This is a genomic window from Streptomyces sp. NBC_01474, from assembly GCF_035918215.1.
Classification (GTDB): Bacteria; Actinomycetota; Actinomycetes; order Streptomycetales; family Streptomycetaceae; genus Streptomyces; species Streptomyces aureus.
This window is the reverse complement of sequence record NZ_CP109449.1, coordinates 6869935-6891516: the sequence shown is the minus strand read 5'-3', so window position 1 is coordinate 6891516 and position 21582 is coordinate 6869935. Positions and strand designations below refer to the sequence as shown.

At 69.1% G+C, this 21582-nt stretch carries 19 protein-coding genes and 2 tRNA genes; 7 read left to right on the top strand and 14 right to left on the bottom strand.

The window, feature by feature from the left end:
• Nucleotides 1-35: 35 nt before the first annotated feature.
• The 3 genes from ndk to folC are packed head-to-tail and all read right to left on the bottom strand — an operon-like array spanning nt 36 to nt 2370.
• Complete coding sequence (gene ndk / locus OG758_RS31455) at nt 36-449, bottom strand: nucleoside-diphosphate kinase (RefSeq protein WP_100594213.1); 414 nt, start codon at nt 447-449, stop codon at nt 36-38.
• A 49-nt stretch (nt 450-498) separates the two neighbouring features.
• A complete protein-coding gene (locus tag OG758_RS31450; RefSeq protein WP_326713025.1) occupies nt 499-852 on the bottom strand; it encodes a DUF4233 domain-containing protein in 354 nt (117 codons plus the stop codon).
• A 6-nt stretch (nt 853-858) separates the two neighbouring features.
• On the bottom strand, nt 859-2370 hold the full coding sequence (folC, locus tag OG758_RS31445; protein WP_326713024.1) for a bifunctional tetrahydrofolate synthase/dihydrofolate synthase: 1512 nt from the start codon (nt 2368-2370) through the stop codon (nt 859-861).
• A gap of 133 nt (nt 2371-2503) precedes the next feature.
• Here folC and OG758_RS31440 point away from each other — a divergent pair, with 133 nt between their 5' ends.
• Nucleotides 2504-3502 (top strand): rod shape-determining protein, encoded by a 999-nt coding sequence (locus tag OG758_RS31440; protein ID WP_326716095.1) that lies wholly within the window; start codon nt 2504-2506, stop codon nt 3500-3502.
• Between the two features lie 116 nt (nt 3503-3618).
• On the top strand, nt 3619-4257 hold the full coding sequence (locus tag OG758_RS31435; protein ID WP_326713023.1) for a hypothetical protein: 639 nt from the start codon (nt 3619-3621) through the stop codon (nt 4255-4257).
• Between the two features lie 125 nt (nt 4258-4382).
• Here OG758_RS31435 and OG758_RS31430 read toward each other — a convergent pair whose 3' ends face one another.
• Entirely contained in the window at nt 4383-7013 is a 2631-nt protein-coding gene (locus tag OG758_RS31430; RefSeq protein ID WP_326713022.1) for a valine--tRNA ligase, read from the bottom strand.
• A 185-nt stretch (nt 7014-7198) separates the two neighbouring features.
• Between OG758_RS31430 and OG758_RS31425 the strand changes: the two genes are divergently transcribed.
• On the top strand, nt 7199-8173 hold the full coding sequence (locus tag OG758_RS31425; protein WP_326713021.1) for a hypothetical protein: 975 nt from the start codon (nt 7199-7201) through the stop codon (nt 8171-8173).
• A gap of 81 nt (nt 8174-8254) precedes the next feature.
• Here OG758_RS31425 and clpX read toward each other — a convergent pair whose 3' ends face one another.
• From clpX to OG758_RS31400, 5 genes are all read right to left on the bottom strand, one after another.
• Nucleotides 8255-9541: an ATP-dependent Clp protease ATP-binding subunit ClpX gene (gene clpX / locus OG758_RS31420; protein WP_116512991.1), complete on the bottom strand. Its 1287-nt coding sequence runs from the start codon at nt 9539-9541 to the stop codon at nt 8255-8257.
• Between the two features lie 155 nt (nt 9542-9696).
• Nucleotides 9697-10356 carry an ATP-dependent Clp protease proteolytic subunit gene (locus tag OG758_RS31415; protein WP_227294656.1) on the bottom strand — a complete coding sequence of 220 codons (660 nt, stop codon included), beginning with the start codon at nt 10354-10356 and terminating at the stop codon, nt 9697-9699.
• 53 nt (nt 10357-10409) lie between these two features.
• Nucleotides 10410-11018, bottom strand: coding sequence for an ATP-dependent Clp protease proteolytic subunit (locus tag OG758_RS31410; RefSeq protein WP_266569404.1), 609 nt, complete (start codon nt 11016-11018; stop codon nt 10410-10412).
• A gap of 284 nt (nt 11019-11302) precedes the next feature.
• Nucleotides 11303-12691, bottom strand: a complete 1389-nt coding sequence (gene tig, locus OG758_RS31405) for a trigger factor (protein WP_266564251.1) — start codon at nt 12689-12691, stop codon at nt 11303-11305.
• 150 nt (nt 12692-12841) lie between these two features.
• A tRNA-Pro gene (locus OG758_RS31400) sits at nt 12842-12918 on the bottom strand.
• A 141-nt stretch (nt 12919-13059) separates the two neighbouring features.
• Between OG758_RS31400 and OG758_RS31395 the strand changes: the two genes are divergently transcribed.
• Nucleotides 13060-13130 (top strand) — tRNA-Gly (locus OG758_RS31395).
• A gap of 77 nt (nt 13131-13207) precedes the next feature.
• Here OG758_RS31395 and OG758_RS31390 read toward each other — a convergent pair.
• Nucleotides 13208-13402, bottom strand: a complete 195-nt coding sequence (locus OG758_RS31390) for a hypothetical protein (protein ID WP_100594330.1) — start codon at nt 13400-13402, stop codon at nt 13208-13210.
• A gap of 535 nt (nt 13403-13937) precedes the next feature.
• On the opposite strand from OG758_RS31390, the gene OG758_RS31385 reads away from it, so the two are divergent.
• On the top strand, nt 13938-15086 hold the full coding sequence (locus tag OG758_RS31385; RefSeq protein ID WP_326713020.1) for an acyltransferase family protein: 1149 nt from the start codon (nt 13938-13940) through the stop codon (nt 15084-15086).
• Here OG758_RS31385 and OG758_RS31380 read toward each other — a convergent pair.
• Nucleotides 15076-15543 (bottom strand): HD domain-containing protein, encoded by a 468-nt coding sequence (locus OG758_RS31380; RefSeq protein ID WP_326716094.1) that lies wholly within the window; start codon nt 15541-15543, stop codon nt 15076-15078. The two genes, OG758_RS31385 and OG758_RS31380, sit on opposite strands and share 11 nt — an antisense overlap.
• A 616-nt stretch (nt 15544-16159) precedes the next feature.
• Between OG758_RS31380 and OG758_RS31375 the strand changes: the two genes are divergently transcribed.
• Nucleotides 16160-17341 (top strand): cation:proton antiporter, encoded by a 1182-nt coding sequence (locus OG758_RS31375; protein ID WP_326713019.1) that lies wholly within the window; start codon nt 16160-16162, stop codon nt 17339-17341.
• 219 nt (nt 17342-17560) lie between these two features.
• On the opposite strand, the gene OG758_RS31370 is transcribed toward OG758_RS31375, so the two are convergent.
• Nucleotides 17561-18709, bottom strand: a complete 1149-nt coding sequence (locus tag OG758_RS31370; RefSeq protein ID WP_326713018.1) for a PP2C family protein-serine/threonine phosphatase — start codon at nt 18707-18709, stop codon at nt 17561-17563.
• Between the two features lie 137 nt (nt 18710-18846).
• Here OG758_RS31370 and OG758_RS31365 point away from each other — a divergent pair, with 137 nt between their 5' ends.
• Nucleotides 18847-20085, top strand: coding sequence for a GNAT family N-acetyltransferase (locus tag OG758_RS31365; RefSeq protein ID WP_326713017.1), 1239 nt, complete (start codon nt 18847-18849; stop codon nt 20083-20085).
• A gap of 22 nt (nt 20086-20107) precedes the next feature.
• On the opposite strand, the gene OG758_RS31360 is transcribed toward OG758_RS31365, so the two are convergent.
• Nucleotides 20108-20920: an Fpg/Nei family DNA glycosylase gene (locus tag OG758_RS31360; RefSeq protein ID WP_326713016.1), complete on the bottom strand. Its 813-nt coding sequence runs from the start codon at nt 20918-20920 to the stop codon at nt 20108-20110.
• A gap of 139 nt (nt 20921-21059) precedes the next feature.
• Nucleotides 21060-21545, bottom strand: a complete 486-nt coding sequence (locus tag OG758_RS31355) for a ribose-5-phosphate isomerase (RefSeq protein ID WP_326713015.1) — start codon at nt 21543-21545, stop codon at nt 21060-21062.
• Nucleotides 21546-21582 lie beyond the last annotated feature (37 nt).

Below are 21582 nucleotides of genomic sequence, written 5' to 3'. Positions count from 1 at the left end.
GTCAGAAAAAGAACTTTCCGGTCTCACGGACCGGACTACACCTGTCCGGGGAAGAAGATCTTCAGCTCGCGCTCGGCCGACTCCTCCGAGTCCGAGGCGTGGATCAGGTTCTCTCGGACGATGGTGCCGAAGTCGCCACGGATGGAGCCCGGAGCGGCGGCGATCGGGTCGGTCGGGCCGGCCAGCTGACGCACACCCTCGATGACCCGCTCGCCCTCGACGACGAGAGCCACCACGGGCCCGGACGCCATGAAGGCGACCAGCGGCTCGTAGAAGGGCTTGCCCTTGTGCTCGCCGTAGTGCTGCTCCAGGGTGTCCTGGTCCAGGTTCCGCAGCTCCAGCGCGCTGATCGTCCAGCCGGCCTTGCGCTCGATCCGGCCGATGATCTCGCCGACGAGACCCCGGCGGACGGCGTCGGGCTTGAGAAGGACAAGAGTGCGCTGACTCATGGTGCGGCTCCAAAATCTTCGTGGGATGTCCGCACGATACCGGGCACGGCTACGCGGTGTTACCTCCGGCCTCGGCCTGGGCGGCCCACCTGGCCTTGGCCTCGTCGATCCTGCGGCCGAAGTGGACGGAGGCCCACCAGAGCCCGGCGAAGCAGAGACCCAGGATGAACATCATCGGCACGACGAACCCGCTGGCGACGAGCGCCGCTTGAAGCACCCACCCCAGCTCGATGCCGCCGCGCCGCCCGAGCGCCCCGCACAACAGCACGGACAGCAGCATGGCGACACCGCACACGCCCCACACGAGCCCGCCCGAGAGGTCGGGGTCCTTCATGGCGACGAGTCCGGCGAAGCCGATGACGAAGAACTCACCGATCAGGGTCGATGAACACAGCACGCGCACAGCGGATCAGCCCTTCCCCAACAGCAGCCGGGCCTCGCCGACAGTGATCACGGACCCGGTGACGAGCACACCGCCGCCGGAGAACTCGCCCTCTTCCTCGGCCAGCGTGATGGCGGCCTCGAGAGCGTCGTCGAGTCGGGGCTCGACCTGCACGCGCTCGTCCCCGAAGACCTCGACCGCGATGGCGGCGAGCTCGTCCGCGTCCATCGCGCGATGGCTGGAGTTCTGCGTGACGACGACCTCGGCGAAGATCGGCTCGAAGGCCTCGAGCACCCCGCGCACGTTCTTGTCGCCGCTCGCTCCCACGACTCCCACCAGCCGGCTGAAGTCGAAGACCTCACTGATGGCTTCGGCGGTGACGCGGGCACCGGCCGGGTTGTGCGCGGCGTCGAGCACCACGGTCGGCGAACGCCTCACGACCTCGAGCCGGCCGGGCGACGTGGCGCCGGCGAAGGCCTGACGGACGGTGTCCACATCGAGCAGCCGGGCCTGCTCGGCCCCGATCCCGAAGAAGGCCTCGACCGCGGCCAGCGCGACAGCCGCGTTGTGCGCCTGGTGGGCGCCGTGCAGCGGGAGGAAGATCCCGTCGTACTCGCCGCCGAGCCCCCGCAGGGTCAGCAACTGCCCGCCCACGGCGACCTGGCGGGAGACGACGCCGAACTCGAGCCCTTCCCGGGCCACGGTGGCGTCCACGTCGACGGCCTTCTTGAGGAGCACCTGCGCGGCGTCGACGGGCTGCTGCGCCATGATCACCGTGGCGCCCTGCTTGATGATTCCGGCCTTCTCCTGGGCGATCTCGCCAGGGGTGGAGCCCAGCCGGTCCGTGTGGTCCAGATCGATGGGCGTCACGACGGCCACCGAAGCGTCGATCACATTGGTGGCGTCCCAGCTGCCGCCCATTCCGACCTCGACGACGGCGGCGTCGACGGGCGCGTCGGCGAAGGCGGCGTACGCCATCCCCGTGAGCACCTCGAAAAAGGAAAGCCGGAATTCCTCTTTCTGGTCGACCATCTCCACATACGGGGCAATGTCCCGATAGGTCTCGATGAACCTCTCGTAGTCGATCGGCGCACCGTCGAGACTGATGCGCTCGGTGATCGACTGGACGTGAGGCGACGTATAACGCCCGGTGCGCAGCTCGAAAGCGCCGAGAAGGGCCTCGATCATGCGGGCCGTGGACGTCTTGCCGTTCGTCCCCGTGATGTGGATCGAGGGATAGGCGCGCTGCGGGTCACCGAGCACGTCCATCAGAGCGGCGATACGCGAGACGGACGGCTCCAGCTTGGTCTCGCCCCACCGCCCCGCGAGCTCGGTCTCGACCTCTCGCAGGGCCTCGGCCACCTGGGGATCCTGCGGCCGCCCGGGCACACCGTCCCCCTGCGGAGCACCCCCCTGCGTCCGGAGGGTACGGCTGCCGGCCTCGATCAGTGCCAGATCGGGGTCACGCTCGGTCTCGGCGTCCACGATGTCGTCGAAGCCGTCGGATTCGCCGCTGTCACGCGGGGGGAGCTCACTCACACCAGCCAGTCTACGGAGAACCACCGACACGGCCCGGCCCGCACCCCACCCGGCAAGTCAGGGACTTTCGGCCCGTCCGTTTCGGGACCTTGGTCCATCCGGACCGCGGCATCACCCTGCAAACTTGGCGATCATGGACATAGGCATCGATCTCGGCACCGCCAACACTCTTCTCTACGTACGCGGCAAGGGGATCGTGCTCAACGAGCCGTCTGTGGTGGCGCTGAAACAGAACAAGACAACCGTCGCCGTCGGCACGGAAGCCAAGGCGACGCTCGGCCGCACCCCGGGCTCCATCACCGCCATCCGCCCCCTCCGCGACGGCGTGATCAGCGACTACGAGGCGGCGGAGGAGATGCTCCGCCACTTCGTGCGCAAGGCGGTCCCGGGTCGCCGCCCCAGGACCCGCATGGTCATCTGCGTCCCGAGCGGGGTCACTCCGGTGGAGCGCCGGGCGATCGTCCACGCGGCACAACGAGCCGGAGCCCGGGCGGTCCACGTCATAGAGGAACCCATGGCCGCGGCGATAGGCGCGGGCCTCCCGGTGGCCGAGGCACGCGGCTCGATGGTCGTGGACATAGGCGGCGGCACCACGGAGGTGGCGGTGATCTCGCTGGGCGGCATCGTCACCGCCCAGTCCCTGCGCGTCGGGGGCGACCGCATGGACGAGGCGATCACGGACCACGTGCGCAAGGAACACGGCCTGCTGATCGGCGAACGCACCGCGGAGGCGGTCAAACTGGCCATCGGCTCAGCGGCCCCGGCCGAGGAACTCTCCGAAACGGGCACCTTCACGGTGCGAGGCCGTCAAAGGCTGGCCGGCCTCCCCCACACCGCGACCCTCACCACCCAGGAGATCCGGGAAGCCCTCAACTCCCCCGTCGAAGCGATCGTCTCGGCGCTCAGGGCGACCCTCGAGGAGTGCCCGCCGGAGCTCTCCGGTGACATCATGGAGCACGGCATCGTGCTGACGGGCGGTGGCGCGCTGCTTCCGGGCCTGGACGTGCGCATGACGGAGGCGACGGGCATCCCGGTCTTCCCCGCGGAAGCACCACTGGACAGCGTGGCGCTGGGCTGCGGCAAGTGCGTGGAGGACTTCGACTCGCTCCAGCGCCTGCTGAAGGCCGCGTAAGTGGCCTGAGCCCACAGGTGCGTGGGGCCGGAAAGGGCTGACCCGAACCGGGGACGCCGGGAGACCCCCCGGCGCGGTGCGCCCCCGGCCCCGTACGGAGAAGGTCCAATCGGACCATGTGGTACGCACACAACCCCGGCCGCCGCGCATGCCAACTCCTGGGCGACGGCGCCGCCCTGCTGTGGACGGCGCTCTGGGCGGCGGTGGCGCTGGCCGTGCACCGGCTGGTGCTGCCGGCCTCCCAACCGGCCTCTCACCGCCCCCGTATCCCGCTCCTCGGCAGCTCGGTGGACGGAGCGCTGCGGGGCGTGGCGCACGCGGGCGATCGGATCGTGAGCGCGGCACCGGCCCCGCAGGGCCCCGCGGCCGCACAGGCCCTCGCGGTCCTGGGCGCGGTGGCGCTCTTCGTGATCCCGGTGAGCCTGATGCTCACGGTGTGGCTGCCCCGCCGCGTCCGCTGGACGCGCCAGGCGGCGGCAGCGCAGGAGCTGGCGGGGACGGAGGACGGCCGTGAACTACTGGCGCTGAGGGCGCTGTTGCGCCCGCTGGACGAACTGGCGGCTACGGCGGAACTGCTCCCGGCCGCGCCCCACGAGACCCCGGACATGGACCCGGACCTGGATCCGGACCCGGACCTGGACATCCCCCCGGGCCCCGGGCCGGGCTCGCTGGCGAAGGGCTGGCGAGAGGCGGACCCGGTGGTGCTGGACGCGTTGGCGGACGCGGAGCTGCAACGCCTGGGGCTACGAACGTAGAACCCCTCCGCCACCCGGAGAAACGCGAAGGCCCCCCGGAACCATGAGGATCCCGGGGGGCCTTCAGCGCACATCACGCACCTCACGCGCGTCGGACGCGTCGCACGTCGGAGGCGTCAGTCACGTCAGGCCTGAGGCAACCGGTCCAACTGCTGCTGAATGCGGGCGATGTCCTCGTCCGCCTTGGCGAGGCGCCCGCGGATCTTGTCGACGACGGCGTCCGGCGCCTTGGCGAGGAACGCCTCGTTGCCGAGCTTGCCCGTGGCCTGGGCCTTCTCCTTCTCGGCGGCGGCCAGATCCTTGGCGAGCCGCTTGCGCTCGGCCGCCACATCGATCGTGCCGGACAGGTCGAGCGCGACCTGCGCACCGCCGACCGACAGAGTGGCGGTCGCCGAGAAGGCGTCGCCCTCGGGCTGCAGCCGCAGAAGCTGCCGGATGGCGGCCTCGTGCGAAGCGAGCGCGGTGCCGTCGAGGCCGAGCCGGGCCGGCACGCGCTGACCGGGCTGCAGGCCCTGGTCGGAACGGAAGCGCCGGACCTCGGTGATGACCTGCTGAAGCGTCTCGATCTCGCGCTCGGCGGCCTCGTCACGGAAGCGGCTGTCCTTCGGCCACTCGGCGGTCACGAGCGTCTCGCCGCCCGTCAGCGTCGTCCAGAGCGTCTCGGTGACGAACGGGACGATCGGGTGCAGCAGACGCAGCGTCACATCGAGGACCTCGCCCAGGACACGGCCCGAGACCTTCGCCTGCTCGCCGCCCTCGAAGAACGTCGTCTTCGACAGCTCGACGTACCAGTCGAAGACCTCGTCCCACGCGAAGTGGTAGAGGGCGTCGGAGAGCTTGGCGAACTGGAAGTCGTCGTAGAAGGCGTCGACTTCGGCGACGGTCTTGTTGAGCCGGGACAGGATCCAGCGGTCCGTCGCGGTCATCGCCTCGGGCGCCGGCAGCGGTCCCTCGACGGTCGCGCCGTTCATCAGCGCGAAGCGCGTCGCGTTCCAGATCTTGTTGGCGAAGTTACGGGAGGCCTTGACCCAGTCCTCGCCGATCGGCACGTCGGCACCGGGGTTGGCGCCGGTGGCCAGGGTGAAGCGAACGGCATCGGAGCCGTACGCGTCCATCCAGTCGAGCGGGTCGACGGCGTTCGGGTTCGACTTCGACATCTTCTTGCCGAACTCGTCGCGGACGAGACCGGTGAGGGCGACGGTCTTGAAGGGGACCTGGTCCTCCATGGCGTACAGGCCGAACATCATCATCCGGACGACCCAGAAGAAGATGATGTCGTGGCCCGTCACCAGGACGTCGGTCGAGTAGAACTTCTCGAGGTCCGGGGTCTTCTCCGGCCAGCCGAGCGTGGAGAACGGCCACAGGCCGGACGAGAACCAGGTGTCGAGGACGTCCTCGTCCTGGGTCCAGCCCTCGGCCTCCGTGCCGGGGATCGGGTCGTCGGGGCCGACGCACACGACCTCGCCGTTCGGCCCGTACCAGACGGGGATCCGGTGGCCCCACCACAACTGACGTGAGATGCACCAGTCGTTGAGGTTGTCGACCCAGTCGAAGTACCGCTTCTCCATGTCCTTCGGGTGGAGCGCGACGCGCCCGTCACGGACCGCGTCACCGGCGGCCTGGGCGAGCGTGTCGACCTTCACCCACCACTGAAGGGACAGGCGCGGCTCGACCGTGGTCTTGCAGCGCGAGCAGTGGCCGACGGAGTGGACGTACGGACGCTTCTCGGCGACGACACGGCCCTGTTCGCGCAGGGCGGCGACGATCGCGGAGCGCGCCTCGAAGCGGTCGAGACCCTGGAAGGGGCCGTGCACGGTGATGACACCGCGCTCGTCCATGATCGTCATGGACTCCAGGTCGTGCCGCTGGCCGATCGCGAAGTCGTTCGGGTCGTGGGCGGGCGTCACCTTGACGGCGCCGGTCCCGAACTCGGGGTCGACGTGCGTGTCGGCGACGACCGGGATGGTCCGGTCGGTGAGCGGCAGCTTGATGCGCTTGCCGATCAGGTGCGCGTACCGCTCGTCGTCGGGGTGCACCGCGACGGCGGTGTCACCGAGCATGGTCTCGACGCGGGTCGTGGCGACGACCACCGTCTCGTCGCCCTCGCCGTACTTGAGCGAGACGAGCTCGCCGTCGTCGTCCTGGTAGTCGACCTCGATGTCCGAGATCGCCGTCAGACAGCGCGGGCACCAGTTGATGATGCGCTCGGCGCGGTAGATGAGCCCGTCGTCGTACAGGTTCTTGAAGATGGTCTGGACGGCCTTCGACAGGCCCTCGTCCATCGTGAAGCGCTCACGCGACCAGTCGAGGCCCGCGCCGAGGCGGCGCAGCTGGCCGAGGATCCGGCCGCCGTACTCGTCCTTCCACTGCCACACGCGGTCGGTGAACGCCTCGCGGCCCAGGTCCTGGCGGGACTTGCCCTCCTCGGCGAGCTGCTGCTCGACCTTGTTCTGGGTCGCGATGCCGGCGTGGTCCATGCCGGGCAGCCACAGCGTCTCGTAGCCCTGCATGCGCTTGCGGCGCGTGAGGGCGTCCATGAGCGTGACCTGGAAGGCGTGGCCCAGGTGGAGCGCGCCCGTGACGTTCGGCGGGGGGATGACGATCGTGTACGGCTCCTTCTCGCTGTTCGCGTCAGCGGTGAAGTAACCCCGGTCTACCCAGCGCTCGTAGAGCGCCCCCTCTACCTCGGCCGGCGCGTACTGGGTCGGCAGTTCGGTGGTGGGCGCTGGATTCTGCTGCTGAGTGTTCTCGGTCACGGGCCCAGTTTAGGGGCGCGGCAGGGGTGCCCCGAAACCGGATTCCCGTGCGACGCGGCGGCCGCCCCGGCCGTCTGGCACAACCTTTCAACAACCTGGCACCGATCCGACCCTGGGTTCCCCACACATGGCCACCTTCCGCCAGGATGTTCGGAACGCATAAGCATCGGGAGGGAACCCCAGAAATGAGCTACAACCAGCCGGGCCCGTACGGCGGGCAGCAGCCTCAGCAGCCCGGACCCTACGGCCAGCCGCAGCCGGGCCCTTACGGGCAGCAGCCCCCGGCCGCGCCCCAGCCCGGCTACGGGTACCCACAGCAGGCCCCGCAGGGCGTCCCGCCGCAGCAGCCCCCGTACGGCCAGCCCCAGCAGCCGTACGGCCAGCCTGGCGGCTACAGCCAGCCCCAGCAGCCGGGCCCCTACGGCCAGCAGCCCCAGGCCCCCTACGGGCAGGTCCCCCCGCCTCCCGGCCCGCCCCAGGGCGGCAAGAAGAAGACGGGCCTGATCATCGGCGCGGTGGCCGTGGTCGCGGCGATCGGCGTGGGCGCGTACTTCGTGTTCGGCGGTGGCGGCTCGTCCGTGGCGGACGACGGCCCGCACAAGCTGACGACGCCGGCGACGGTGCTCGGGGAGTACAAGAAGGCCGCGAGCGGCGACGACTCCAGCATGAGCGACAAGGACGTCAAGGACGCCGAGAAGAACGGCGTCAAGAACGCCCAGGGCGTCGGCGCGGAGTACCAGGCCGGCGACACCAAGACGAACCCGCTCGCGGTCAAGTACCTGAAGTTCATGGGCGTGTACGGCGAGATCTCCGACCCGGAGAAGGTCGTCGACGGGATGTTCGCCGAGATGAAGAAGAACTCGTCGAAGGACAACTCCGACACCGGCGAGCTGGTCGGCAGCCCGCAGAGCTTCGACTCCGACGGCGCGGTGATGAAGTGCCAGGAGACGAAGATCAAGAACGACACGCCCAGCAGCGGCGAGACCACCTCCGCTCCCAAGGAGATGTCGATGCCGGTCTGCATCTGGGGTGACCACAGCACCCTCGGCATCGTCATCCCCGTCGACCTCGCGACGGCCATGACGGGCAAGACCGCGGACCTGCAGGGCGCCGCCGACACGTCGACCAAGCTCCGCGGCGAGGTCCGCGTCAAGTCCTGACCTCGCTCGGCACCTCAGGCACGGCATGGAAGAAGGGCCCCGGTCAACCGACCGGGGCCCTTCCCATGCCTCACATGTGCGCTACGCCGACTTCTGCTCTCCGCTGCCCGAGCCGCGGACGTCGCGGGGGATCAGCGTCGGGTTCACGTTCGAGTGGACGGCCTCTGCCGTGATGACGACGCGGGCCACGTCCTTGCGGGAGGGGACCTCGTACATCACGGACTGGAGGACTTCCTCCATGATCGCACGCAGGCCGCGCGCGCCTGTGCGGCGCAGGATGGCCTGGTCGGCGATGGCCTCCAGGGCCTCGCGCTCGAAGTCCAGCTCCACGCCGTCGAGTTCGAAGAGGCGCTGGTACTGCTTCACCAGGGCGTTGCGCGGCTCCAGGAGGATCTGGAGGAGCGCCTCGCGGTCCAGGTTGTGGACCGAGGTGATGACGGGGAGACGGCCGATGAACTCGGGGATCATCCCGAACTTCACCAGGTCCTCCGGCATGACCTCCTGGAACTGGTCCTTCTCCTCCAGCTCGCGCTTGGAGTGGATCGTCGCGCCGAAGCCGATGCCCTTGGCACCCGCCCGCGACTCGATGATCTTCTCCAGGCCGGCGAACGCGCCGCCCACGATGAACAGCACGTTCGTCGTGTCGATCTGGATGAACTCCTGATGGGGGTGCTTGCGGCCGCCCTGGGGCGGGACGGAAGCCGTGGTCCCCTCGAGGATCTTGAGCAGGGCCTGCTGGACGCCCTCACCGGACACATCGCGCGTGATCGACGGGTTCTCGCTCTTGCGGGCGACCTTGTCGATCTCGTCGATGTAGATGATCCCGGTCTCGGCCTTCTTGACGTCGTAGTCGGCCGCCTGGATCAGCTTCAGGAGGATGTTCTCGACGTCCTCGCCCACATAGCCGGCCTCCGTGAGCGCCGTCGCGTCGGCGATGGCGAACGGAACGTTCAGCATGCGGGCCAGGGTCTGGGCCAGGAGCGTCTTGCCCGAGCCCGTGGGGCCCAGGAGCAGGATGTTGGACTTCGACAGCTCGATCGCGTCGTCGCGTCCCTGGGCTCCGCCGTTCTCACCGGCCTGAACCCGCTTGTAATGGTTGTACACAGCGACCGAGAGGGCTTTCTTCGCGGCCTCCTGGCCGACGACATAGCCTTCGAGGAACTCGTAGATCTCGCGAGGCTTGGGAAGTTCTTCCCAGCGGACCTCGCTCGTCTCCGCGAGCTCTTCCTCGATGATCTCGTTGCAGAGGTCGATGCACTCGTCGCAGATGTACACACCGGGGCCTGCGATGAGCTTCTTGACCTGCTTCTGGCTCTTTCCGCAGAACGAGCACTTGAGCAGATCGCCGCCGTCACCGATGCGTGCCACGAGGTGCTTCCCCTTCGCCTGGGAGACGCTCGCGTAAGCGACTCCTGGTGCCTGTATCCGACGGTACCTTGCCGGGCCCCCCGTTCGGGCCCCCCTTGGCACGGTTCACTTCTACGTGAAGCGTGCCAAGGAGCGGCAGACGATACAGCGCTGCGTCACGCGGCCGCGGAGTTGTTCATCTTCCGGGTGGAGATGATCTGGTCGATCAGGCCGTACGCCAGGGCGTCCTCGGCCGTCAGGATCTTGTCGCGCTCGATGTCGTCGCGGATCTTCTCGATCGGCGTCGTGGAGTGCTTGGCCAGCATCTCCTCGAGCTGCTCACGCATCCGGAGGATCTCGTTCGCGGCGATCTCCAGGTCGGAGAGCTGCTCACGGCCGGTGCCGCCGGAGGGCTGGTGGATCAGGACGCGGGCGTTCGGCAGCGCCATGCGCTTGCCCGGCGTACCGGCCGCGAGGAGCACGGCGGCCGCGGAGGACGCCTGGCCCATGCAGACCGTCTGGATGTCCGGCTTCACGAACTGCATCGTGTCGTAGATGGCCGTGAGCGCCGTGAAGGAGCCGCCGGGGCTGTTGATGTAGATGGAGATGTCGCGGTCCGGGTCCATCGACTCCAGGCACAGGAGCTGCGCCATGACGTCGTTGGCGGACGCGTCGTCGATCTGCACGCCGAGGAAGATCACGCGCTCCTCGAAGAGCTTCGCGTACGGGTCGTACTCACGCACGCCCTGCGAGGTGCGCTCGACGAAGCGCGGGATCACGTAGCGGTTGTCGACCTGCGGGCCGGTGTACAGACCGCTGCCGGGGATGTTGTTCATGGTCGGTGTTCCGTCCTGGTGAGGTGGGCTTGGATGACCGCGCAACCGGGGTTTCAGGCCCCGGTGCCGCCGCCGCCCGGAACACCCGTAGCGGCACTGATGATCTCGTCGATGAGGCCGTACGCCTTGGCCTCGTCGGCGGTGTACCAGCGGTCGCGGTCACCGTCACGGATGATCGTCTCGACGGTCTGCCCGGAGTGCCGGGCCGTGATCTCCGCCATGCGCTTCTTGGTGCGCAGCAGGTACTCGGCCTGGATCTTGACGTCCGAAGCCGTACCGCCGATGCCGGCGGAGCCCTGGTGCATCAGGATGTCCGTGTTCGGCAGCGCGAAGCGCTTGCCAGGGGTACCGCCGGTCAGCAGGAACTGGCCCATGGAGGCGGCCATGCCCATGCCGATGGTGACGACGTCGTTCTGGATGTACTGCATGGTGTCGTAGACCGCCATGCCGGCCGTCACCGAACCGCCGGGGCTGTTGATGTAGAGGTAGATGTCCTTGTCCTGGTCGGCAGCGGCCAGGAGGAGCATCTGGGCAGTGATCTTGTTGGCGATCTCGTCGTCGACCTGCTGGCCCAGGAAGATGATGCGGTCGTTGAGCAGTCGGCTGTAGACCTGGTCGCCGAGGCCACCACCGAGGGACGGCTCACCGGCGGCAGAAGGCATCAGATTCGTCACGTATCCACCTGCTCGTCTCTGACGGCAACGCGCCGTCTCGCGTCTTATCCGGAGGGCCGGGGCCCCGCACCTGCACACCGCCGTTCGGCGGCGGCTGCGGGGACTCATCTGCCCTCGTATTCATGGACCCTAACGCGCGGGTCCCTTCGGTGAATCCCGCAAGGGGAACTGTTCGCTGTGAGCGCATGTCGCGCCCCGCCCCGCAGGTACGACCGGGCCCCGGGACGATGTCGTCCCGGGGCCCGGTTACGCAGAAGAGATCAGACCGAGGCTCAGGCCTCGTTCTTGTCCTCGGCCTCGGCGGAGGCGTCCGCCTCGACGGTCTCGCCGGCGGCAGCCGACTCGTCCTCGTCGTCCTCGAGGTCGACGATCTCGCCGTTCGTGTCCTTGACCGTGGCGGCCTCGACGACGACCGCGAGGGCCTTGCCGCGGGCGACCTCGCCGACCAGCATCGGGACCTGGCCGCCTTCGACGACGGCCTGGGCGAACTGGTCGGGGGACATGCCGGAGGACTGCGCGCGCCGCATGAGGTGCTCGGTGAGCTCCTCCTGGTTGACGTTCAGCTTCTCCTTGTTGACGAGCTCGTCGAGGACGAACTGCGTCTTGATGCCCTTGACGGCCTGCTCGGCGGTCTCGGCGTCGAACTCCTCGACCGTCTTGCCCTGGATCTCGAGGTACTTCTCGAGGTCGAGGCCCATCTGGCCGAGCTGGTGGTGCTCGAGGTTGTGCTTGCGGGTCTTGACCTCGTCCTCGAGCAGCTTCTCGGGAACGGGGACCTCGACCAGCTCGAGCAGCTTCTCCAGGACGCGCTCCTGGGCCTGCGTGGCCTGGTCGTACTGCTTCATGTTCTCGAGGCGCTTGCGGCTGTCGGCCTTCAGCTCGTCGAGGGTGTCGAACTCGGAGGCGAGCTGCGCGAACTCGTCGTCCAGGGACGGCAGTTCACGAGCGGCGACCTGGGTGACCTTGACGGTGACCTCGGCCTCCTTGCCCTCGGCGGAGCCGCCCTTGAGCTCGGAGGTGAAGGTGGCCTCGCCACCGGCCTCCAGGCCCTTCACGGCCTCGTCGATGCCCTCGAGGAGCTCGCCCGAGCCGATCGTGTACGAGACGCCGGACGCAACGCCGTCCTCGAGCACCTCGCCGTCGACCTTGGCCTCGAGGTCGATCGTGACGACGTCGCCGTCCTCGGCGGCACGCTCGACCGGGGAGGTGGAGGCGAAGCGCTCGCGGAGCTGCTCCACCGACTTGTCCACGTCCTCGTCGCTGACCTCGATGGCGTCGACCTCGACCTCGATGCCGGAGTAGTCCGGAATCTCGATCTCGGGACGGATGTCGACCTCGGCGGTGAAGTTCAGCGTCTCGCCGTCCTTCAGCTCCGTGATGTCGACCTCGGGCTGGCCCAGCACGTTGAGCTCGGCCTCGTTGACCGCTTCGGTGTAGAACTTGGGAAGCGCGTCGTTGACGGCCTCCTCAAGCACCGCACCGCGGCCGAACCGCTGGTCGATGACGCGGGCAGGGATCTTGCCCTTGCGGAAGCCCTTCACCGTGACCTGCTGGTTGATCTTCTTGTACGCCGCGTCGAGGCTGTCCTTGAGCTCCTCGAAGGGCACCTCGATGCTGAGCCGAACCCGGGTCGGGTTCAGGGTCTCCACGGCGCTCTTCACGGTTCGGTCTCCTTGGGGGCTGACTTCTGGGTTCCTGCCCGGTTAAGAGACACACGGGCACGCAGCTTGCATAGTAACGGCAAGCCGGAGCCGACCCACAACGCGATCTTGAGGAGGCGTTTACCGCTTGAGACGCTGCTGTTGCGACGCTGGTCGGGGTGGCGGGATTTGAACCCACGGCCTTCCGCTCCCAAAGCGGACGCGCTACCAAGCTGCGCCACACCCCGTCGGTGCGAGACGTAGGGTACATGCACGCGGCCGGTGCGGCTCCCGCATTACGAGCGGAGTGAATGCGGTGTGCGACGAGGGGGTCCGACCCGCTACGATGCTTCCCGTTGCCGCGGTCACCGACCTGCGGCGCAAGCTGTGCGGGCGTAGCTCAATGGTAGAGCCCTAGTCTTCCAAACTAGCTACGCGGGTTCGATTCCCGTCGCCCGCTCTTGTGGCCCCGGGCCCGGTTCTCACGAACCGGGCCCGGGGTTTTTCACGTCCTGGGCCGGACAGTCTCCCGAGCGGTCAGAACTGGATCGAGTTGATCGTGTCCGCTATCGAGTTCAGGAACCTCTGAATGTCGTCGGCCATTCCGGTCGAGGCCAGGAAGAACCCGAACAGGACCGCCACGACGGCAGGCCCGGCCTTGATCGACCCTCCCCGGATCAGCACCACGAGAATGATCGCCAACAGCAGTACGACTGACAGCGAAATGGCCACACTGATCACACCCTAGGTCGGTCCGCACTCCCGGCCCGGGGGGTACGACCCCGCACACCCCCGCCAGAACCATCGTGCCACCAACACGGCCCCCGTATGCGGCGGGTGACGCATCGTCGGCCACTCCCGTGCGGCGGCGCGCCGGCCGCGCACCCTTGGGGCACATGATCGGCGCGCGCTCCCCGGGCAATTTCGCGGGTTCCCGTGGCCGGTAATTCGGCCTGATCGTTTCCATGCACACACAGCATGTCCACATCGCGGGCACGCGTGATCACGCATGTGCCGTTCGCCGCGAATTCGAATTGTCGCGGGGGCCACATCCAGGGTGGTCGAGTCCGGCCGATATGCACTATTTAATCAGGATGAGAGTGGTCATAACGGACTCATATGGATGCCTCCCGAAGTCCCTTCAGAAGACCTGCGAAAACTTCGCCATCGCTATGCCGACTTCTCCGAATCGGGGGTACTCGCGCAGTAAGGAGGATTTGACGTGAGGGTTTTACGAAATACCGCGGGCGCCGCTAAGGTGCCTCAGATGTTCCGCGCTGCCCCCACCCGAGCCCCGCTCCCTGCGGCACAGACGGCCCCCGCTCATCAGCCACCGAATACGGCAGCCGCTCCCCCCACACCGGCCGCCAAGCCCGCGAAACAGCGGGACGCGTTCTTCGACAACGCCAAGTACCTGGCCATCGTGCTGGTCGCGATGGGTCACTCCTGGGAACCGCTGACGGATCACAGCCGCGTCGCCGAGGCGCTGTACATGACCGTCTACACGTTCCACATGCCGGCGTTCATCGTGATCTCCGGCTACTTCTCCCGCAGCTTCGACATGCGGCCCGACCGGCTCCGGCGGCTCATCACCGGGGTCGCGGTGCCGTACGTGATCTTCGAGGTCGCGTACACCTTCTTCAAGCGCTGGGCGGACAACGATCCGACGCAGCCGTTCAGCCTGCTCGACCCCTGGTATCTGACCTGGTTCCTGGTCGCCCTGTTCATCTGGCGGCTCACCACCCCGCTGTGGAAGATCGTCCGCTGGCCGGTGCCGCTCGCCGTCGCCATCGCCGTGCTCGCCGCCGTCTCCCCCGACATCGGCGACGACCTCGACCTCCAGCGCGTCCTGCAGTTCCTCCCCTTCTTCGTGCTCGGCCTGTTCCTGAAGCCCGAGCACTTCCAGCTGGTGCGCCGGCGTGAGGTGCGGATCCTGTCCGTGCCGATCTTCGCGGCGGCCCTGATGCTGGCCTACTGGGCCGCTCCGCGGATGACGTCGGCGTGGTTCTACCACCGCGACAGCGCTCAGGAGCTGGGCGCGCCGTGGTGGGCCGGTGTCGTGATGACGTTCGCGCTCTTCGGCTGCTCGGTCGTCCTCACCGCGTGCTTCTTCGCCTGGGTGCCGCGGCGGAAGATGTGGTTCACCGTGCTGGGCGCGGGGACGCTGTACGGCTACCTGCTGCACGGGTTCATCGCGAAGGGCTCGCGGTTCTGGGGCTGGTTCGACGACTACGCCTGGCTGCACAAGCCGATGGGCGAGGTTTTCGTGACGGTCGTCGCGGCATCCCTGATCACGGCCTTGTGCACTCCCCCGGTCCAGCGGATGTTCCGTTTCGCGATGGAGCCGAAGATGGAGTGGGCGTTCAAGAAGGACGCGGCTCAGCTGGCGCGGGACCGCGGGCGCGTCAAGGCCTAGGGTCCCTCGTCCGGGCCTGGGTACCCAGGCCCAGCAGGGCCCGCATCCCCGCGTACTTCTTCGTCAGGCGGTCTCTGGTCGCTGTGTCCAGGACCGCCAGACGGGCGGGGTTCGCGTTGTGAGCCAGGTCCGACTCCTTCACCAGCAGCGCGCCCGGAGTGGCCAGAACTCGTTGCGCGTAGGCCTCTTGAGGCTCTCCGGAGCGCTTGGTGAGGGCGAGGACGACGGCCTTCGTGCGGTCCGTGAGGTCCGCTGCGGCCAGCCACTGCCGTGAGAGCGCGTCGTCCTCGATCGCGTCGTGCAGCCAGGCCGCCGCGATCTGCTCGTCGTCGCCGCCCCGGGCGCGTACGCCTTCGGCGACCGCCTCCAGATGTTCCGCGTAGGGGCGTCCGGCCTTGTCCGTCTGGGTGGCGTGGGCCCTGCGTGCCAGGGCCTCCACCTCGGCGAGGGTCAGCATGCGGCCGACCCTACGGCCTGTGCAGGGCCGCCCGAGCGCGGTCGCGGCCGGGCCGAGGACCAGGACGGACCCGGCGAAGGAGCCGTACACGAGCGGCGGGATGTACGGGGACTGCCCCGTCAGGCCGTTCATCATCGGCACCAGGGAGACGACGGCGATGCCCGCGCCGAGCCCGATGCCGGCGAGGACACTTCGCCTGGGTGCGGTCCGCGGTCCGCGGTGAGCTTCTCGCCGGTGAATGCGATGGAGCCCCAATTTGTGGGCGGCGACCGAGGCCTGGAAGACGGAGCCGAGGCGGGTGCGGCGCAGGGCGAGGTCGATGCCGTGCAGGGCGTGCACGGCGCCGCCGCGGCCGTACCGACGGAGGACGCCGCTGTTCGACGGCCCACCTGTCGTCACGCGATGCCTGATCGTGCCGCTTCTTGCGCAGGCCCATGGTCGCCCATGAGGCCGCCGGCGCAACAGGGGTGGGGAGAACCCCAACCGTGGCTCCGAAAATGGTTTGGTAAGCTAACTATTGACGCGTTCTTGACCTTCTCTTGACCTGAGCCACTCATTCGACCAAGCCAAGAACGGAAGGAACGGACCCATCGGACATGCAGACACCCTGATAGCCATGGGCGGCGCCTTTCTCGCCGCCGCTGTCCTCGCCCGCCTCGGCGGACGCATCGGACTCCCCACCATCCCCTTGTTCATCCTGGCCGGGATCCTCCTCGGCCCCCACACCCCCGGCATCGTGCTGGTCGCCGACCCGCACGACCTGGAGATGCTCTCCGCGCTCGGCCTGGTCCTGCTGCTCTTCTACCTGGGCCTCGAGTTCCATCTGGACGACCTCAAGACCGGCGGCCGGAAGATGGCCGTCGCCGGGGGGACGTACCTCGCGCTGAACGTCGGCGCGGGCCTCGGCTTCGGATTCGCCCTCGGCTGGGGCACCTCCGAGGCTCTGGTCCTCGCCGGGGTCCTCGGCATCTCCTCGTCCGCGATCGTCACGAAGGTGCTGGTCGACACCGGCCGCCTCGGCAATCCGGAAACGAAGCCGATCCTCGGGATCATCGTCGTCGAGGACATCTTCCTGGCCCTCTACCTGGCCGCGCTCCAGCCGATCCTGTCCGGCGCGGACAGCCTGGCGTCGGCGGTCATGGACGGCGGCAAGGCCTTCGGCTTCCTCCTGCTGCTCGCGCTCGCGGCGCGCTTCGGCACCCGCATCGTGGGCCGTCTCTTCAACACCAAGGACGACGAGCTCCTCGTCGTCTCCTTCCTCGGCGCGGCCGTGTTCGTCGCCGGGGTCTCCGAGTGGTTCGGGGTCGCGGACGCGATCGGCGCGTTCATGGTCGGCCTGATGCTCGGCTCCACCACCTCGGGCGAGCGCATCCGCAAGCTCGTGCACCCCCTACGGGACGCGTTCGGCGCGATCTTCTTCTTCGCGTTCGGCCTCTCCATCGACCCGGGGGACCTGCCGACGGTGCTGTGGCCGGTGCTGGCCGCTGTCGCGGTGACGCTGGTGATGAACGTGTTCGCGGGACTCGGTGCGGCGCGCGTGTACGGGTTCGGGCCCGGCCCCGCCGCGAACATCTCCACGACGCTGCTCGCCCGGGGCGAGTTCGCCCTGATCCTCGCCACGATGGCGGCGGGCGCGGGCCTGGACGAGCGGCTGTCGCCGTTCATCGCGGGCTATGTGCTCCTGCTCGCGGTCCTCGGGCCGATGGCGGCGGGCCGCTCGGAGTGGCTTGCGCGGGTCCTTCCAGGAGGGCAGGGGAATGGGGCGCCCCTCGATGAGCGGGTGGGCGCCGGGGTGTGACGGATCCGCGCCACAGGGGCGAGCTTTCGTTGCCGGGTGCGACGTACATCGTGGCTGGTCGCGCAGTTCCCCGCGCCCCTGAAGGCATGCGGCTTCGCCGCAGCCTCATCAAGCGCCCCTGAGGTGGCGCACGAAGTGCGCATCTCAGGGGCGCGGGGAACTGCGCGACCAGCCACAGAGGACCCGCACCCGGCAACGAACCCGCACCGACGCGGAGCGTCACGCGTCCCGGCAGATCAGCAGCAGCGCACGGTCGTCGTTGACGTCCTTGGCCACCGCCTCGATCAGGTGCCAGGCCGCGCCGTGGAACCCGCCCGACACGTAGCGGTCCGCCTCGCCGGTGAGGCGGTCGATGCCCTCGGTGATGTCGCGGTCGGACGTCTCGACCAGGCCGTCCGTGAAGAGCATCAGGACGTCGCCGGGGCGCAAAGAGCCCTTGGTGGAGTCGAACTGCGCGCCGTCGTAGACGCCGAGGAGCGGACCCTCGGCCGCCTTCTCCTCCCAGCGGCCGCTGCCCGCGCTGAGCTGGAGGCCCGGCGGGTGACCCGCCGAGAAGAGTTCGTAGTCGCCCGACTCCAGGTCGAGGACGAGGTGGATGGACGTGGCGAAGCCCTCGTCCCAGTCCTGGCGGAGCAGATAGCCGTTGGCGGCCGGCAGGAAGGCGTGCGGCGGCAGGGACCCGAGGAGCCCGCCGAAGGCTCCGGACAGGAGCAGCGCCCTCGACCCCGCGTCCATGCCCTTGCCCGATACGTCGGTGAGGACCGCCTCCAGCGTGCGGCCGCCGTTCGTACGGGCCGCGACGACGAAGTCGCCGGAGAAGGACTGGCCGCCGGCCGGGCGCAGCGCCATCTCGCGGTGCCAGCCCTTGGGCAGCTGCGGCAGCTTGCTCTGTACGCGGATGCGTTCACGCAGGTCGAACAGCATCGTGCCGCCACGCCGCCAGGGCACGCCGACGCGGCTGCGGAACTGGGCTATGAGCAGGCCGAAGAAACCGCAGGCGGCCACGACCAGGACGGTGCCGGGGGTGACCCGGGCGGCGCCCTCCGAGTACGGGCCGAGTCTGACCGACTCCACGATGAGCGCCGCGGCGGCCGCCGCGTACAGGCCGAGGAGGCTGGCCGGGCGCAGCAGCAGTCCGCCCGCCACGATCGGCAGGACGAGCGCCGTCGGGGAGCACCAGACCGGGTTGAGGAGGGTGCCGCAGGCGATGACCGGGACCATGAGGAGCAGGCCCACCATCGCGATCCAGTCGGAACCGTCGCCGCGGAAGTAGTCGACACCGGATTTGCGCATGCCGATGCGGGCCCGGTGCAGTCTCATCTTCATCCGGGCCGGAAACGTCTCGGCTTGCGCGCGTCGTCCTGCCATTGCTCGTGGACCTTATCCATCGGGCCAGGGGCTTCGCACGGGAGGTCCCACTTGTCCCTCTTCCAGGCAGCTCCGGCGCCTTCCGCGGGCGGGGAAAATCTCTCGCTTCGTCCACGGTGTCCTGGTAGGGATGCCTCATGACGATGGACGTACGGGTGCTGCGCCAGGACGACTGGCACGAGTGGTACGCGAAGCTGGAGCTGGCCTTCGGAGGAGTTCCCGAAGCGCCCGAGGAACACGCCCTGTGGGACGACCTCACCGAGTTCGACCGGTCCATCGGCGTGTGGGACGGCGACCGGTGCGTGGGGACGGCGGGGGCATTCACGTTCCGGGTGACGGTGCCGGGCGGGGCCCAGGTCCCGGCGGCGGGCGTCACGATGGTGTCCGTCGCGGCGACGGACCGGCGGCGCGGGGTCCTGACGTCGATGATGCGGCGCCAGCTCGACGACGTACGGTCCTGGGGCGAGCCGCTCGCCGTCCTCACCGCGTCCGAGCCCGCGATCTACGGCCGCTTCGGGTACGGGATCGCGACGCGGCAGGCGAGCGTGGAGATCGACTCGACGCGGGTGCGGATCAACGCTCCGGCGGGCACGGACGACGTACGGCTGCGGTTCGCCGACGTCGCCGAGGCCGCCGCCGCGTGCGAGGCCGTGTACGTGCGGACGATCGGCACCCGCCCCGGCATGCTCGCCCGCAGGCCCGGCTGGGAGCGGCTGCCGCTGCTCGACCCGCCGTCGGAGCGCGAGGGCGCGTCGCCGATGCAGTGCGTGCTGGCCGAGCGGGACGGCGAGACGGTCGGCTACGTCCGGTTCCACAACAAGCCCGAGTGGGACGCGGCCGGGCCCAAGGGCCGGATCACGCTGCGGCACATCGACGCGCTCGACCCGGCGGCGTACGCGGCTCTGTGGCGCTTCCTCCTGGACATCGACCTGACGTCGGCCGTCCAGGCGCGCAACCGACCGGTCGACGATCCGCTGTTCTCCCTCGTCAGCGACATCCGGCGGTGCCAGGTGCGGCTGCGGGACTCGATGCACGTACGGCTCGTGGACCTCGGAGCCGCGCTGGAGGCCCGCACGTATCAGGCGCCGGTCGACGTCGTCCTGGACGTGACGGACGAGTTCTGTCCGTGGAACGCGGGGCGGTGGCGGCTGACCGGGGACGCGAAGGGGGCGTCCTGCAAGCGCATGGGGGACAGCGAGGGCACAGCCGATCTCGCCCTGTCCGTACGGGAGTTGGCGACGGCCTACCTCGGTGACACGTCACTTTCGGCGCTGGCGGCGGCCGGACGGGTGGAAGAGCTTCGTCCTGGTTCCGTCGACGAGGCGGCGCTCGCGTTCGGGTCGACCGTGGCGCCCTGGCTGCCGCACGGGTTCTGACGCGGCGGGTGACGGGTCCCGGTCAGCGTGGGGGCTGGCACCTCGGGCACCAGAAGAGGTTGCGGGCCGCGAGGGACGCCGTGCGGATCTCCGTGCCGCACAGATGGCAGGGCATCGTGGCCCGCCGGTAGACGTACACCTCGCCGCCGTGGTCGTCGACGCGCGGCTGGCGGCCCATCGCCTCGGGGGTGTGCTCCGGGCGGACGGTGTCGATGCGGTTGTGGCGGACGCCCTCGCGCATGAGCGCCACCAGGTCCGTCCAGATCGCCGTCCACTCGCCGGGCGTGAGGTCCTTGCCCGGGGTGTACGGGTCGATGCCGCGCCGGAAGAGGACCTCGGCGCGGTAGACGTTGCCGACGCCCCCGATGATCTTCTGGTCCATGAGCAGCGCGGCGACGGTGGTGCGGCTGCGGGAGATGCGGTGCCAGGCGCGGTCCGGGTCGTCGCCGTTCCTGAGCGGGTCGGGGCCGAGACGGTCGTGTATCGCCTGCTTCTCGGCGTCCGTGATCAGGGCGCAGGTCGTGGGGCCGCGCAGGTCGGAGTAGTGCGTGTCGCTCAGCAGCCGCAGGCGGACGGTGTCCGTGGGCGGCGGGGCGGGGGTCTCTCCGAGGGCGTACTTGCCGAAGAGGCCCAGGTGGATGTGGATCCAGCCGGTTTCCGCGAAGCCCAGGAAGAGGTGTTTGCCGTGGGCGTCCACTCCGTCGAGGACCAGGCCGTCCACGAGGGCGGCGCTGTCGGAGAACTTGCCCTGCGGGCTGCGGACGCGTACCGGCCAGCCGGCGAAGCGCTCCAGGTGGTCCTGGGCCAGGCGGTGGATGGTGTGGCCCTCTGGCACGGGTCTCTGTCTCCTGGGGTTGGCGGGGGCGGGCGTGGGGGGATCTTCTCCCCCCACGCCCGCCCCTTCCCGAAAGTCCTGGGGCTCCGCCCCAGACCCCGCTCCTCGAACGCCGGAGGGGCTGGATCGAGGGGCTGGATCAGCCCTGCGGGTGATGGGGCGGGATTGCGGGGAGTTCGCCCGTCTCCTCGTAGCGCGACAGCATCTCGATGCGGCGCGTGTGACGCTCCTCGCCCGAGTACGGGGTGGAGAGGAAGATCTCGACGAACTTCGTCGCCTCTTCCTGCGTGTGCATGCGGCCGCCGATGGAGACCACGTTCGCGTCGTTGTGCTCGCGGCCCAGCGCAGCGGTCTGCTCGCTCCAGGCGAGGGCCGCACGGACGCCCTTCACCTTGTTCGCGGCGATCTGCTCGCCGTTGCCGGAGCCGCCGATCACGATGCCGAGGGCGTCCGGGTCCGCCGCCGTGCGCTCCGCGGCGCGGAGGCAGAACGGAGGGTAGTCGTCCTGGGCGTCATAGATGTGGGGCCCGCAGTCGACGGGCTCGTGGCCGTGGGCCTTGAGCCATTCGACGAGGTGGTTCTTGAGTTCGTAGCCGGCATGATCCGAGCCGAGGTACACGCGCATGGGTCCGAGTGTGGCACGTCCCACCCGGACACGGCGC